The sequence below is a fragment of the Streptococcus oralis subsp. tigurinus genome (assembly GCF_002093575.1).
GTDB lineage: Bacteria > Bacillota > Bacilli > Lactobacillales > Streptococcaceae > Streptococcus > Streptococcus oralis_CH.
In genome coordinates this window covers 144,078-156,885 of sequence record NZ_LNVH01000003.1, presented here as the reverse complement: position 1 = coordinate 156,885, position 12,808 = coordinate 144,078, and the positions used below count along the sequence as shown (strand labels likewise).

The 12,808-nt window shown below is 43.3% G+C and carries 14 protein-coding genes and 4 pseudogenes; 10 read left to right on the top strand and 8 right to left on the bottom strand.

All coding sequences use genetic code 11. The features are described 5' to 3' along the window. Position 1 precedes the first annotated feature (1 nt). The 7 genes from ATE37_RS04795 to ATE37_RS04765 all read left to right on the top strand — a co-directional run bounded on the left by ATE37_RS04795 (position 2) and on the right by ATE37_RS04765 (position 6,352). A complete protein-coding gene (locus tag ATE37_RS04795) occupies positions 2 to 766 on the top strand; it encodes a nuclear transport factor 2 family protein (RefSeq protein ID WP_084868115.1) in 765 nt (254 codons plus the stop codon). A 14-nt stretch (positions 767 to 780) separates the two neighbouring features. After that, the gene (locus ATE37_RS04790; RefSeq protein WP_084868113.1) at positions 781 to 1,509 is read left to right on the top strand and encodes an ATP-binding cassette domain-containing protein; all 729 of its coding nucleotides are present in this window, start codon (positions 781 to 783) and stop codon (positions 1,507 to 1,509) included. Continuing rightward, a complete protein-coding gene (locus tag ATE37_RS04785; RefSeq protein WP_084868112.1) occupies positions 1,502 to 3,022 on the top strand; it encodes an ABC transporter permease/substrate-binding protein in 1,521 nt (506 codons plus the stop codon). Before ATE37_RS04790 ends, ATE37_RS04785 begins: the two co-directional genes overlap by 8 nt. Positions 3,023 to 3,359: 337 nt before the next feature. Continuing rightward, positions 3,360 to 3,962, top strand: a complete 603-nt coding sequence (locus ATE37_RS04780) for an ECF transporter S component (protein WP_084868110.1) — start codon at positions 3,360 to 3,362, stop codon at positions 3,960 to 3,962. Continuing rightward, positions 3,962 to 4,753 carry an energy-coupling factor transporter transmembrane component T gene (locus ATE37_RS04775; RefSeq protein WP_000130448.1) on the top strand — a complete coding sequence of 264 codons (792 nt, stop codon included), beginning with the start codon at positions 3,962 to 3,964 and terminating at the stop codon, positions 4,751 to 4,753. Before ATE37_RS04780 ends, ATE37_RS04775 begins: the two co-directional genes overlap by 1 nt. Further along, entirely contained in the window at positions 4,729 to 5,565 is an 837-nt protein-coding gene (locus ATE37_RS04770) for an ABC transporter ATP-binding protein (RefSeq protein WP_084868108.1), read from the top strand. Before ATE37_RS04775 ends, ATE37_RS04770 begins: the two co-directional genes overlap by 25 nt. Then, positions 5,552 to 6,352, top strand: a complete 801-nt coding sequence (locus ATE37_RS04765) for an energy-coupling factor ABC transporter ATP-binding protein (RefSeq protein WP_000103848.1) — start codon at positions 5,552 to 5,554, stop codon at positions 6,350 to 6,352. The genes ATE37_RS04770 and ATE37_RS04765 overlap by 14 nt, the downstream gene beginning before the upstream one ends. A 224-nt stretch (positions 6,353 to 6,576) precedes the next feature. Here the strand turns inward: ATE37_RS04765 and ATE37_RS10625 are convergent, their stop codons facing one another. From ATE37_RS10625 to ATE37_RS11030, 5 genes and pseudogenes are all read right to left on the bottom strand, one after another. Beyond that, positions 6,577 to 6,738 (bottom strand): hypothetical protein, encoded by a 162-nt coding sequence (locus tag ATE37_RS10625; protein WP_001062367.1) that lies wholly within the window; start codon positions 6,736 to 6,738, stop codon positions 6,577 to 6,579. Next, positions 6,726 to 6,952, bottom strand: a pseudogene (locus ATE37_RS04760) (DNA-binding protein). The gene ATE37_RS10625 and the pseudogene ATE37_RS04760 overlap by 13 nt, the downstream one beginning before the upstream one ends. 12 nt (positions 6,953 to 6,964) lie before the next feature. Beyond that, positions 6,965 to 7,201, bottom strand: coding sequence for a hypothetical protein (locus ATE37_RS04755; RefSeq protein ID WP_001287839.1), 237 nt, complete (start codon positions 7,199 to 7,201; stop codon positions 6,965 to 6,967). Beyond that, positions 7,194 to 7,514: pseudogene (locus ATE37_RS11035) on the bottom strand (DNA replication protein); the annotation flags it as partial. The pseudogene ATE37_RS11035 and the gene ATE37_RS04755, both read right to left, overlap by 8 nt. 24 nt (positions 7,515 to 7,538) lie before the next feature. Continuing rightward, positions 7,539 to 7,889 (bottom strand): annotated as a pseudogene (locus tag ATE37_RS11030) (IS6 family transposase); the annotation flags it as partial. A 39-nt stretch (positions 7,890 to 7,928) separates the two neighbouring features. Between ATE37_RS11030 and pnuC the strand changes: the two are divergent. Continuing rightward, positions 7,929 to 8,435 (top strand): annotated as a pseudogene (gene pnuC, locus ATE37_RS04745) (nicotinamide riboside transporter PnuC); the annotation flags it as partial. A 37-nt stretch (positions 8,436 to 8,472) separates the two neighbouring features. Here the strand turns inward: pnuC and ATE37_RS04740 are convergent. After that, positions 8,473 to 8,805 (bottom strand): glucuronide permease, encoded by a 333-nt coding sequence (locus ATE37_RS04740; protein WP_084868105.1) that lies wholly within the window; start codon positions 8,803 to 8,805, stop codon positions 8,473 to 8,475. Positions 8,806 to 8,831: 26 nt separating this feature from the next. Beyond that, complete coding sequence (locus ATE37_RS04735) at positions 8,832 to 9,389, bottom strand: TetR/AcrR family transcriptional regulator (RefSeq protein ID WP_084868145.1); 558 nt, start codon at positions 9,387 to 9,389, stop codon at positions 8,832 to 8,834. Positions 9,390 to 9,521: 132 nt separating this feature from the next. Here ATE37_RS04735 and ATE37_RS04730 point away from each other — a divergent pair, with 132 nt between their 5' ends. Then, positions 9,522 to 10,391, top strand: coding sequence for a cation diffusion facilitator family transporter (locus ATE37_RS04730; RefSeq protein ID WP_084868104.1), 870 nt, complete (start codon positions 9,522 to 9,524; stop codon positions 10,389 to 10,391). Positions 10,392 to 10,442: 51 nt separating this feature from the next. On the opposite strand, the gene galR is transcribed toward ATE37_RS04730, so the two are convergent. Further along, positions 10,443 to 11,447, bottom strand: a complete 1,005-nt coding sequence (galR, locus tag ATE37_RS04725; RefSeq protein WP_084868102.1) for a DNA-binding transcriptional regulator GalR — start codon at positions 11,445 to 11,447, stop codon at positions 10,443 to 10,445. 164 nt (positions 11,448 to 11,611) lie between these two features. On the opposite strand from galR, the gene ATE37_RS04720 reads away from it, so the two are divergent. Further along, positions 11,612 to 12,790, top strand: a complete 1,179-nt coding sequence (locus tag ATE37_RS04720) for a galactokinase (protein WP_084868100.1) — start codon at positions 11,612 to 11,614, stop codon at positions 12,788 to 12,790. The last annotated feature ends 18 nt before the right edge of the window (positions 12,791 to 12,808 follow it).

The window sequence follows — 12,808 nt, the reverse complement described above, 5'->3', positions numbered from 1 at the left end:
CATGTCAAAACAAGTGAAAAATGCTCACAACCTATACATTCATGCTATTCAAGATGGACGAGTTGCTGAGGCTCAGGCCCAGTCTGTAGGAGATACCTACATTCAACACTCGACAGGTGTGCCAGATGGGAAAGAAGGGTTTGCAGCTTTCTTTGCAAATTTCTTTGAGCGCCATCCCGAGCGTGAGATGAAGATTGTCCGTACTATTGAGGATGGCAATCTGGTCTTTGTCCATGTTCACCAATATCTCAATGGCGGGGAAGCTCAATGGGTGACGACAGATACTTTCCGTGCGGATGAGAATGGCCGTATCGTAGAACATTGGGATGTTATTGACTACTATCGAACTCCAGAAAATGAACAGTTAGATCAGATCTTTGGAGATTTTGAAATCACGGATTTGGACAAAACAGCAGAAAATAAAAAGTTGGTTCGCCGTTTCTTGACAGAAATTTTCCAAAATGGGGAGCTGGAGCAGTGGAGTGATTATGTGGCAGAAGATTTGATTCAGCATAATCATGAGATTGGCCAAGGAAGTGCTGCTTATAAAAACTATGTGGCTGAACATGGTGTCACTTTTGACTTTGTTTTCCAGCTTTTGGGACAAGGAAATTATGTGGTCAGCTATGGACAGACTCAGATAGATGGGGTGCCTTATGCTCAGTATGACATCTTCCGTTTGGAGAATGGCTTGATTGTGGAGCATTGGGATAATAAGGAAGTTATGCCTAAGGTAGAAGACTTGACCAACCGAGGAAAATTTTAAATTGAGGACAAAGAATGATTGAATATAAAAATGTAGCGCTACGCTACACAGAAAAAGATGTTTTGAGAGATGTCAATTTACGGATTGAGAATGGGGAATTCATGGTTTTAGTGGGTCCTTCTGGATCTGGTAAGACGACCATGATCAAGATGATTAACCGTCTTTTGGAACCGACTGATGGAAATATTTATATGGATGGCAAGCGCATCAAAGACTATGATGAGCGTGATCTTCGTCTCTCTACTGGTTATGTTTTACAGGCCATTGCACTGTTTCCCAATCTAACGGTTGCAGAAAATATCGCTCTCATTCCTGAGATGAAGGGGTGGAGTAAGGAAGAAATAGCGACGAAAACAGAAGAGCTTTTGGCTAAAGTTGGTTTACCAGTAGCTGAGTATGGGCATCGACTTCCAAGTGAACTATCTGGTGGAGAACAGCAACGGGTTGGTATTGTCCGTGCTATGATTGGTCAGCCTAAGATTCTCCTCATGGATGAGCCCTTTTCAGCCTTGGATACTATTTCGAGAAAACAGTTGCAGGTTCTGACGAAAGAATTGCATAAAGAGTTTGGTATGACAACGATTTTTGTGACCCATGATACGGATGAAGCTTTGAAATTAGGTGATCGTATTGCTGTCTTGCAGGATGGAGAGATTCGTCAGGTGGCGACACCTGAGGAAATCCTATCTGCACCTGCGACCAGCTTCGTAGCAGATTTATTTGGAGGCGTTCAACATGGCTAATTTGTTTTCTACTTTTCAGGATCGTTTTGGTGATTGGGTAACAGCTCTATCTCAACATTTGCAGTTGTCACTTTTGACCTTGTTACTAGCTATTTTTATTGCTATTCCCTTGGCTGTTTATCTTCGCTATCATGAGAAGTTGGCGGACTGGGTCTTGCAGATTGCAGGAATTTTCCAGACTATCCCGTCTCTGGCCTTATTGGGACTTTTTATCCCCTTGATGGGAATTGGAACCTTGCCTGCTTTGACAGCACTAGTGATTTATGCGATTTTCCCAATTTTGCAAAATACCATCACTGGGCTAAAGGGAATTGATCCAAGTCTACAAGAGGCTGGGATTGCTTTTGGGATGACCAGGTGGGAGCGTCTCAAGAAGTTTGAAATTCCACTTGCCATGCCGGTCATTATGTCTGGTATTCGGACGGCAGCGGTTTTGATTATCGGTACGGCAACCTTGGCTGCCTTGATTGGTGCAGGGGGATTGGGTTCCTTTATCCTTTTGGGAATTGACCGCAATAATACCAGTTTGATTTTGATTGGGGCCCTTTCTTCTGCAGTGCTTGCCATTGCCTTTAACTTCCTACTAAAAGTGATGGAAAAAGCAAAATTGCGGACGATTTTCTCTGGTTTTGCCTTGGTGACCATATTGCTGGGTCTGTCTTATAGTCCAGCCCTTTTGGCTCAAAAAGAGAAAGAAAACTTGGTGATTGCTGGGAAATTGGGACCAGAACCCGAAATTTTGGCCAATATGTATAAGTTGCTGATTGAAGAAAATACCAGTATGACTGCGACTGTTAAGCCGAATTTTGGGAAAACAAGCTTCCTCTATGAAGCTCTGAAAAAAGGGGATATTGATATCTATCCTGAATTTACTGGTACAGTGACTGAAAGTTTGCTTCAACCATCTCCTAAAGTAGGTCATGAGCCAGATCAGGTTTATCAAGTGGCGCGTGATGGCATTGCCAAACAAGATCATCTGGCCTATCTAAAACCTATGTCTTATCAAAATACCTATGCTGTAGCTGTTCCGAAAAAGATTGCTCAAGAATATGGCTTGAAGACCATTTCGGACTTGAAAAAAGTAGAAGGGCAGCTGAAGGCAGGCTTTACTCTCGAGTTTAATGACCGTGAAGATGGCAATAAGGGCTTGCAATCAATGTATGGTCTCAATCTCAACGTAGCAACCATGGAGCCAGCCCTTCGCTATCAGGCAATTCAGTCAGGCGATATTCAAATCACGGATGCCTATTCGACAGATGCAGAATTGGCGCGTTATGATTTACAGGTCTTGGAAGATGACAAGCAACTCTTCCCACCTTATCAAGGGGCACCACTCATGAAAGAAGCTCTTCTCAAGAAACATCCTGAGTTGGAGACAGTTCTCAATAAATTGGCTGGTAAAATCACGGAAAGCCAGATGAGCCAGCTCAACTACCAAGTCGGTGTTGAAGGCAAGTCAGCAGAACAAGTAGCCAAAGAATTTCTACAAGAACAAGGTTTGTTGAAGAAATAGTTTGAAAATGTCAAACTCAACTTGCTTAAACGACTATAGAAAAGAATGCTCAGACAATGTCGTCTGGGCTTTTTTGATATTAGAGTTACTGAATGTCTTTCAAAATGGAAAATAAGAGGAAATTTTTAGGATTTTCTAAAATTTTACTGTAAATACACTTGACTATTCAGAGAATAGGTGTATAATGTGTTGTGAACTACTTAACAAATAAGGATTTCCAGCTCATGTCGACTAAGGATGGAAATCTTGTGTATAGACAGTTCAGTAGATATATAATAGAGCGTTGCGTCCGAAAGTCTATCCAGACACGGCTCTTTAAAAACAAAAGGAGAAGATTATGAAAACAGAATCGATTCATCGTACCAGTATGTGGAAATTTAAGTTAAGTGCTGCCACCATGACTTTGATTCCCGCTGCCGTGGGGATTAACTATGTTGCCAAAGCCTTGGCGGAGGGGTTAAAGTTGCCCGTTTGGCTGGGGTCTTTGGGAACCTTTCTTACCAGCATGTTGGCTGGGCCGGTTGCCGGTGCCATTAGTGGTTTCATCAACAACGTGATCTATGGGCTGACCTTATCGCCAATTTCAACCGTGTATGCGATTACCAGCATCGGAATTGGGATTGCTGTCGGAGTTTTGCACGCCAATGGGTGGTTCTCGTCAGCGCGACGAGTATTTGTTTCTGCTATTATTATTGCCATCGTTTCAGCTGTCATTTCAACGCCACTCAACGTCATCTTTTGGGGTGGTCAGACCGGTATCGCTTGGGGTGACTCATTGTTTGCGGTAATGGTCGCCAATCATGTACCAGTGTGGCTGGCCTCATTTACCGATGAGTTTGTCTTGGATATTTTGGATAAAGTCTGCGTGGCCTACCTGGCATTCTTCATCTATCGTCAGCTGCCGAAGCGGATGGTGCACTTCTTTAGCGATGATAAATGATGACTGATAAAACATTGATTTCTGGAGCTCCACGGGTCAAGCTCAAGTGGTACCAGGTGATCGATCCGATTACTAAGCTCTTGTTCATCTTGGACATGACGTTGTTGAGCTTTGCCAGTATGAATTTATTGCTTCAGGCCGGATTAATTCTTGTCGCAACACTGCTATTGTTATTTTCCAAATTGAGTTCTACCACCTTTAAGGCGCTGGGATTCAGCCTGTTTCTGATTTGCACCATGCTGATCATCCAAGGGTTATTTTACAGTCGGAATCAAACTGTGCTGTTTTCTGTGCTTGGGGTGTCGTTCTACAAAGAAGGCCTGATTTACGCCACCACTCTGGGTTGTCGAGTATTGGTGATTATTTTGACCAGTGGCTTTTTTATGGTGACCACGAGTATTTCAGAAAACGCGGCCTATTTGGAACTGTCCGGATTGTCTTATAAAACCGTCTACGTTCTGATGTCGGTGTGTTATATTTTGCCGGAAATGATGCGCAATATGCGGAAAATCCAGCAGGCACAAAAAGTTCGCGGAACCAATCCGCAAAAAACGTTGATTCAGAAATTAAAGTCAGTCCTGCCGGTTCTAATTCCATTGGTGATTAAGACCTTGGATCAATCGATGACGCGGTCGATTTCTCTCCAACTGAGAGGTTTTGATAATCTCAACCGGACTGTCAGAACCTCCCAGCGCGTGTATCGCCTGTCGCGGACGCTGCACATTGGTCTGACTGGATTGGCAATTTTATTGATTGGGTGGAAGATATGGACGAAGATAAACGGATTGTAATTGAAAATTTGACCACCCGTTATCCGGGTACTGAGCAACCACAACTGCGTCAGATTAACGCGGAGGTTCATACCGGCCAGGTGGTTGGGATTATCGGGAATAGCCACTCCGGCAAATCGACTTTGTGCCGTGTGCTGGCAGGGGTCATTCCCAAAATTGTGTCTGCTGAGATTGAGGGCGATTGGCACATGTTTGGCCAGCGAGTGTCTGACAATTGGCCCGTTTATAATGCCATGAATGGAGTTGTACTGCAAAATCCAGCTGGCCAACTAAGCGGGTTGGCAGACACGGTTGCCGATGAAATCGCCTTTGACTTGATTAATCAGGAAATGACTGAAGGACTGATTCAAAAACGGGTTGAAGAAGTTGCCACGCAAATGGGGCTGATTGAACAGCTGAATTTGCGTCCCGAGAGCCTTTCCGGTGGTCAGATCCAGCGGTTGGCAATTGCCACGGCGATTGTGGCTAATCCGGCTGTTTTGATTATGGATGATCCGACCAGTGAGATGGATCCCCTTGGCCGCCGGCAATTTTTCCAATGGCTGGCCCAAGTCAAAGAGACGACTGTCTTCATTGTCACCAGTGAAATTGACGATTTGTGCGAAGTCGCCGACGTTGTGTGGGTGCTGCACGAGGGTCAAATGGTAGCCCAGGGCAGGCCGGGTGAGGTGTTTAATCATTTGGCAGCTGACTGGCAGATTCCAGCCCCGACAATTCAGCAACTTGCTCAAAAAATGGATTGGCACTTGGCTGATGGCCGGTATCCGGTGAATTACGCTGATCTGAAGGAGGTTCGTTATGTCCACAATTGAACTGAGCCACCTGACGTTCACTTATCCGGAACGGTCCTTTAGCTTGGATGTTGAAGACAAACACTTCGCCGATCCGATGGTGGCGATTGTCGGCCAAAATGGTGCCGGCAAATCAACGCTCTTCAAATTGTTGACAGGTTTGCTGACACCACAAACCGGTGTGATTAAGATCGATGGAGAAAATTTTAATGATCTTAAACCAGTCGAAAAGTTACTGAAGGTTGGGATTACTTTTCAGAATCCTGATGATCAGCTTTTCAACCCGACCGTTCAACGAGAGGTGGAGTGGAATGTCGCGCAGGTCATGGATGACCACGACACGATTACGAGGCGGGCTTTAGCGGCTCTAAAAAGAGTTGGCTTGGATGATAAAACAGCTGAAAGTCCATATGACCTGTCATTGTCGGAACGCAAGCTGTTGAGCGTTGCCACAGTTTTGGCAGTGGATCCGGCGATTTATTTATTTGATGAGCCGATGATGTCGCTTGATTGGGAAAGCCGGCGCAAGTTGACCGCAATTTTCCATCAGTTGGCTGATTCGGGCCACCAAGTTGTGACCATCACCCATGACATGGATTGGGTCGCCGCCGAGTTTGAGTCGGTGTATGTTATGGAACACGGGAAGTTTGGCTTCGCCGGCAGTCCACGGGAATTGTTCAGCAATCACGAACTTGTCCAGCGAGTGGGATTACTACCACCGCGGATTATGGACATAGCGGAGTCGCTGGGTGATTCACAGACATATTTATCGGTTAATGATTATTGCCAGAAAAATCGAGATGTATAGAAAAAGTCACCTCTGCGGGTTTTCCAGGTTGAAGGATTAACTTCAGCTTCTGGCAAGAACTCACATGGGCGACTTTTGTGTTTAATAACGTTTCATGATCATCGGGTGCTTCCTCAGATCACTCGGTTTGATTTTACTTTGTTTCATGGTCATAATCATATACCATTTCTTTTGGATTTTTTGTTTGACTAATACAAAATAGGTCTTCATAGGTCTTCGCATTTTTAGCGCCCATTAGGATCATCAGTATAATTTTCTGAATTAGGAGACTGTCCCATCACTATTCGAACTTCGTCTCCCAACTTACGCTGTTCCCATTCATCCGTGAATCCTTTAAATCGCAATTCTGGAACTTTCTTTTTAACTGAATCATCTATTTTCGCCATAGTCCCCACCATTTTATTGGTTTTTCTTGTTCTTCTATCCTTTTTGATCTTTGATTTGTTCCTGTAAATTTTCCAACTTCTCTTTAAGAGCGTTCACTTCATCTTTATATTGATTGTCTAAGTGTTTGAATTCTGTTTCCTGTGAGGGCATTTTGAGGGCTTTTAAGTTATCATTTTCCGCCTTGTATTCTTCTAGCAACTTTTTATCTTGCAAGGCTAATCGTTGTTACTGGTCTAACAAATTAGTTAGTTTTTCTATTTGTTGGTCTTTGGTATTTGATTTGCTACTACTTTCTACTTTACCTAAAATTATTTTTTCTGCTTTAGAATTTATTAGATTAGACCCATTGGAACTTTTAAGCTGTAATTCTTTTGGTAACCTTTGGTAGTGATATTGAATATTTTGTTTTGTAACACTCAACTCATCCGCAAGCTCTTTGATCGTTTTTAAGTCTTCACTCATGGTTTAAGTCCTGCCTTTTAACCGTTGGTAGATATTGTTCAATGGCTTTTTTGAGGTAGCGTGCGATATTATGCTTAGAATATTCTTCACGTCTGCTGGCAACATAAGACAAGTGGTCTTTGACACTATTTAGCCCTCTTAATTCTTTCAGTTCGTCATAGAGGGGGTAAACATGGACTTGCAATCCTGCCATGATTTTTGTATCTTGCATTTCAAACGGACTTAGCAACATATTTTCTAGCAATAGCGTGGTGTACTTGCTTTTCATTGCTTCAATAGCTAGCTTATCTTCGGTTTCTGCTTTGCGTGCTTTATCTTCTTGATAGGCGGTATCTTCAAACTTATAGCTGTTATCGTCTGCTCGACGTTTCTTTCGTAACCAGATATCCAATGTTAAACCGTCCGCATCAATCGCTCGAGAGAGATAATGCCAACGCCCCTTAATTTTGATATAGGTTTCATCCATTTTCCACGAATAGAAGGACTGTTTATTTTTCTTTTTCCAGAGATGATAGAGGATTTTACTGTATTCTTGAACCCACCGATAAATCGTAGTGTGACAAACATTTATTCCACGGTCATAAAGCAATTCTTGAACTTCACGATAGCTCAGATTGTAACGTAGGTAATAACCAACAGCGACAATGATGACGTCTTGTTGGAATTGTTTGCCTTTAAAATGATTCATCTCTCAAGCCTTACTAACCTTTTTTCTGCTCTTTGAGAAGCTGAAGGTCGTGCTAGTAACTACCTATTTGGTTTGATTAATTCCATCATTTATCTGGTGCTTGCCCTTCAAAAAGGCTTCTATGGTGAGGTTTTAACAACTCTCTATTTTACAATTATGCAGCCAATTGGTCTCTTGGTTTGGATTTATCAAGCCCAGTTTAAGAAAGAACAACAAGAGTTTGTCGCACGTAAACTAGACGGCAAGGGTTGGACAAAGTATCTTTCTATTAGTGTTCTTTGGTGGTTGGTATTTGGGTTCATTTATCAGTCTATCGGAGCCAATCGTCCTTATCGTGATTCTATCACCGATGCGACCAATGGGGTTGGGCAAATCCTCATGACAGCTGTTTACCGTGAACAATGGATATTCTGGGCAGCTACCAATGTCTTTTCTATCTATCTCTGGTGGGGAGAAAGCCTGCAAATTCAAGGGAAATACCTGATTTACCTGATCAATAGTCTAGTTGGGTGGTATCAGTGGAGCAAGGCAGCAAAAAGCGCTTAAAAAAGTAAAAAAAGGATCAGATGATCCTTTTTTTGTGTTAGAGCAAAATGAATAATACCGTAATGACAATAGCACTCGTTATACGAATAATGTGGTGCGATATATGTTGATTTTCTTGCTGTTGCCCGTTCCAGTAGGCACCATAGCAGACGATACTCGAACCCACAATCCATAGTAGAATGGTTGCCAGTGGGACGAAGTAAAAGATGGCTAGAGCCAGAGAAGTGATGCAACTGCCGACCAAGATGCACGTGTTTCCCAGACTGTAGTTCTTTTGTTTCATGGCTGAAAAAGCAGCAGCAAGGTGAAGTAATGAGAATGCGAGAGCTAGTACGATTGTTAGTATTCCTAGAATCATCGAAGTTAACATAGTTGGTTCCTTTCTGAGTTACAGGCTTAGTTATCAAGTGGAGTTGTAGAGGAGGTCATCTCTATTACATCAAGGTAAAATCTCACCACTTGGTTTTCGGTATAGGATTTTCCTTGTTTTAGCCACCAAGTCAGGGTCTCGATAAAGTTCGTCACAACAAAATGCTGGAGGTAGGAGGCCGGAATGTTTGGATAGGCCTCTTGCAAGTCATCCGCCACCATGGGATAAACGTGGTGTTCGAGTTCCTTGTGTAGTTGGCGGAGGAAGTAGTCGTTTTTGGAAAAAAGGAGACTGGTGACATGGTCCTGGTTTTTCTGAAAATGTAAAAAGATATGTGCGAGGTAGTCCTCGGTAGTAAAGTGTCCTTCCCTTTCAAAGAGATGATGAAAGAGGTAGCGACAGAGCTCATCTAAAAGGAGTTCCTTGCTTTCATAGTGACAGTAAAAAGTAGAACGTCCAACATCTGCTAGGTCAATGATATCCTGAACAGTAGTGGCATCATAGCCCTTGTCGTTCAAAAGTTGTAAAAAAGCTTGATAGATGGCTTTTTTAGTCTTACTGACTCGACGGTCTCTTTTTGGCATATAGACACTTGAGACAAACTGTTCAGAACTGAACATGGCTGACAGTTTGCTTCTATCCTTTCTTTGGATTTTATTAGATAATACAAATGAAAGAAGTATGTATATACCCATTATACCAAAGGAGGGAGAGAAATGAGTTCTAAAACATCTATCTGGTTAGCTTTTTTCTTAAATTTAAGCTATGCGATTGTTGAGTTTGTCGCAGGAGGAATCTTTGGTTCAAGTGCAGTTCTTGCTGATTCTGTTCATGACTTGGGAGATGCTATAGCCATTGGTATCTCAGCCCTTTTAGAAACAATTTCAAACCGTGAAGAAGATAGACAGTACACCTTGGGTTACAAACGTTTCAGCCTGCTAGGAGCCATGCTAACGGCCTTGATCCTTTTGACAGGATCTGTCATGGTGCTCTTGGAGAATATTCCTCGCCTCCTATCCCCGCAACCAGTCAACTACCAAGGGATGCTGTACTTGGGGATTCTTGCGATTCTTATCAATCTCTTGGCTAGTCTGGTCGTTCGTAAGGGTCAGACCAAGAACGAAGCTATCCTGACCTTACATTTTCTAGAAGATATTCTGGGTTGGCTAGCGGTCATTCTGGTTGCTTGTGTTTTGTATGTCACTGACTGGTACTTTCTTGATCCGCTTTTATCGCTCTTGATTTCTTGCTTTATTCTCTGGAAAGCCATTCCTCGCTTTTGGAGCGCACTGAAAATTTTCCTAGATGCTGTGCCAGAAGGGATCGAGACAAGTGATTTGGAGAAGGATTTAGAAGCTCTACCCAATGTCAACAGTGTCAATCAACTTAGTATTTGGTCCATGGACGGTCTAGAGAACAATGCTATTGTTCACATTTGTATCAAGGACTGGGAGCAGATGATGGAGACCAAAGAAGTGGTGCGTCAATGTTTAGAAGAAAGAGGCGTGCAGAATATTACTATTGAAGTGGACAGCAGTCAAAGCAATCATGCGCAACATAGGCGGAAGGTGAGAGAGTTAGAGTAGAGGCATGGGCATCATTAGAAAAACGATCTCGTTAGAGGTCGTTTTGTTATCCTATTCATTCCTCGTACTTTCTCTCAAAGTCAGTCTGGTGCCCAGCATGGTTAGGCTAGGTATTTTGCGACCGTGGAGGACTTCCTTGTTAAGAATATCCATGCCTGCTCGGCCCATTTCCTCAGTATAGACCGTGATACTGGAGAGGGGAGGATAAACTTGCTTGGTCAGGCTGGTGTCGTTAAAGGAAATGAGGCTGACGCGGTCTGGCAGGCTGATTCCAGCTTCTTGGAGGGCACGGAGGGCGCCGATGGCTAAACTATCGCTGGCTGCAAAAAATGCTGGTGGGAGTTGGTCTCCCAAGCTCTGAATAGCCTCCTTCATCAAATCATAGCCAGACTGGGCGGTAAAGCTACCTTGAAAGACCAGTTCTTCATGGTAGATTCCCTTTGCTTGGGTAATGTCTTTGAAATTTTCTAGCCGCTTATCCTGGATGATTTCTTCCTGGTCGGTTGTTTCTTCAAGGCCGGTGAGAATCCCGATACGATCAAGCCCTTGGCTGAGGAAGTGATCTACAACTTGTTTCACAGCAGTGTAAAAGTCAGTGATAATACAGGTATGACCTAATGAGAGGGTATCGCTGTCTATAAAGACTAAAGGTTTTTGGTATTCTTCAAAGGCAGCAATCTGAGCTCGGCTGAACTTTCCGATGCAGAGAATGCCAATCACTTCCTCGCTCAGAGTAAAAGGATGGTCATTAAAATAGCGCAAGATGTCATAGTCCAACTCTTGGGCTCTTTTTTCAATACCGAGACGAATCTGGTAGTAGTAGAGGTCGTCCAACTCCCCTTGTTCGCTGACCCATTGGATAATGGCAATCTTTTGCTTGGGTTTGTGGGACTCGCCTGTCTTGAGATGCTTAGTATAGCCCAGCTCTTCAGCGACAGTTAAAATACGGTGTCTGGTTTCTTCTGTAACAGATAGACCCTGGTCGCGATTGAGGACACGAGATACGGTCGCGATAGAGACAGAGGCTAGCTGTGCGATGTCTTTTAAGGTAGCCATAAATCCTCCTCCTTTTAGGTTAGTATATCATATTTTTCTGCTTTTTACTGATAGTTTAGTAAAATTTTAGTAAAAAGGATTGACCTTGGCAAAAGCCTTGGATACAATGGAAGAAAACGATTACACGTTGAGGTGACTTAACGAACAATCAAAGGAGAATTCATATGACACAAGATCTTACTACTGAAGCCCTTCGCAAAGACTTTCTTGCCGTTTTTGGTCAAGAAGCAGACCAAACTTTCTTTTCACCAGGTCGCATCAATCTGATTGGTGAACACACAGACTACAATGGTGGGCACGTTTTTCCGGCGGCTATTTCTTTGGGGACATACGGTGCTGCTCGCAAGCGTGACGACCAAGTTTTGCGTTTCTACTCAGCAAACTTTGAGGACAAGGGAATCATCGAAGTGCCTCTTGCTGACCTCAAATTTGAAAAAGAACACAGCTGGACTAACTATCCAAAAGGGGTTCTTCATTTCTTGCAAGAAGCTGGGCATGTGATTGACAAAGGGTTTGATTTTTATGTTTATGGGAATATCCCAAATGGTTCTGGCTTGTCTTCATCAGCGTCTTTGGAACTTTTGACGGGGGTCGTGGCAGAGCACCTCTTTGATTTAAAACTAGACCGTTTGGATTTGGTAAAAATCGGAAAACAAACGGAAAATAACTTTATCGGAGTCAACTCTGGTATCATGGACCAGTTTGCCATCGGTATGGGTGCTGACCAACGAGCTATTTACCTCGATACTAATACTTTAGAATACGACTTGGTACCGCTTGATTTGAAGGTCAATGTTGTTGTCATCATGAACACCAACAAACGCCGTGAACTGGCAGACTCTAAATACAATGAACGTCGTGCTGAGTGTGAAAAAGCAGTAGAAGAATTGCAAGCTGCCTTGGATATTCAGACCTTGGGTGAATTGGACGAGTGGGCCTTTGACCAATATAGCTACCTGATCAAAGACGAAAATCGCTTAAAACGTGCTCGCCATGCTGTTCTTGAAAATCAACGTACCCTTAAAGCACAAGCAGCTCTTCAAGCAGGTGATTTGGAAACATTTGGTCGCTTGATGAATGCTTCTCACGTTTCTCTTGAACATGACTATGAAGTGACTGGTTTGGAATTGGATACCCTTGTCCACACAGCTTGGGCTCAAGAAGGTGTTCTGGGGGCTCGTATGACAGGGGCAGGTTTTGGCGGATGTGCCATTGCCTTGGTGCAAAAAGATACTGTTGAGGCATTTAAAGAAGCTGTAGGCAAACACTACGAGGAAGTAGTTGGATATGCTCCAAGCTTCTATATTGCTGAAGTTGCAGGTGGCACTCGCGTCCTTGACTAGTCAAAAGGAGGCTCTATA

Bases quoted from the DNA above. Each gene is read 5' to 3' on its own strand.
- ATE37_RS04720 (WP_084868100.1), top strand. From the start codon at position 11,612: ATGACACAAGATCTTACTACTGAAGCCCTTCGCAAAGACTTTCTTGCC.
- ATE37_RS04755 (WP_001287839.1), bottom strand. From the start codon at position 7,201: ATGAGTGAAGACTTAAAAACGATCAAAGAGCTTGCGGATGAGTTGAGT.
- ATE37_RS04790 (WP_084868113.1), top strand. From the start codon at position 781: ATGATTGAATATAAAAATGTAGCGCTACGCTACACAGAAAAAGATGTT.
- ATE37_RS04770 (WP_084868108.1), top strand. From the start codon at position 4,729: ATGGACGAAGATAAACGGATTGTAATTGAAAATTTGACCACCCGTTAT.
- ATE37_RS04780 (WP_084868110.1), top strand. From the start codon at position 3,360: ATGAAAACAGAATCGATTCATCGTACCAGTATGTGGAAATTTAAGTTA.
- ATE37_RS04795 (WP_084868115.1), top strand. From the start codon at position 2: ATGTCAAAACAAGTGAAAAATGCTCACAACCTATACATTCATGCTATT.
- ATE37_RS04775 (WP_000130448.1), top strand. From the start codon at position 3,962: ATGACTGATAAAACATTGATTTCTGGAGCTCCACGGGTCAAGCTCAAG.
- ATE37_RS10625 (WP_001062367.1), bottom strand. From the start codon at position 6,738: ATGGCGAAAATAGATGATTCAGTTAAAAAGAAAGTTCCAGAATTGCGA.
- ATE37_RS04785 (WP_084868112.1), top strand. From the start codon at position 1,502: ATGGCTAATTTGTTTTCTACTTTTCAGGATCGTTTTGGTGATTGGGTA.
- galR (WP_084868102.1), bottom strand. From the start codon at position 11,447: ATGGCTACCTTAAAAGACATCGCACAGCTAGCCTCTGTCTCTATCGCG.
- ATE37_RS04730 (WP_084868104.1), top strand. From the start codon at position 9,522: ATGAGTTCTAAAACATCTATCTGGTTAGCTTTTTTCTTAAATTTAAGC.
- ATE37_RS04765 (WP_000103848.1), top strand. From the start codon at position 5,552: ATGTCCACAATTGAACTGAGCCACCTGACGTTCACTTATCCGGAACGG.
- ATE37_RS04740 (WP_084868105.1), bottom strand. From the start codon at position 8,805: ATGTTAACTTCGATGATTCTAGGAATACTAACAATCGTACTAGCTCTC.
- ATE37_RS04735 (WP_084868145.1), bottom strand. From the start codon at position 9,389: ATGCCAAAAAGAGACCGTCGAGTCAGTAAGACTAAAAAAGCCATCTAT.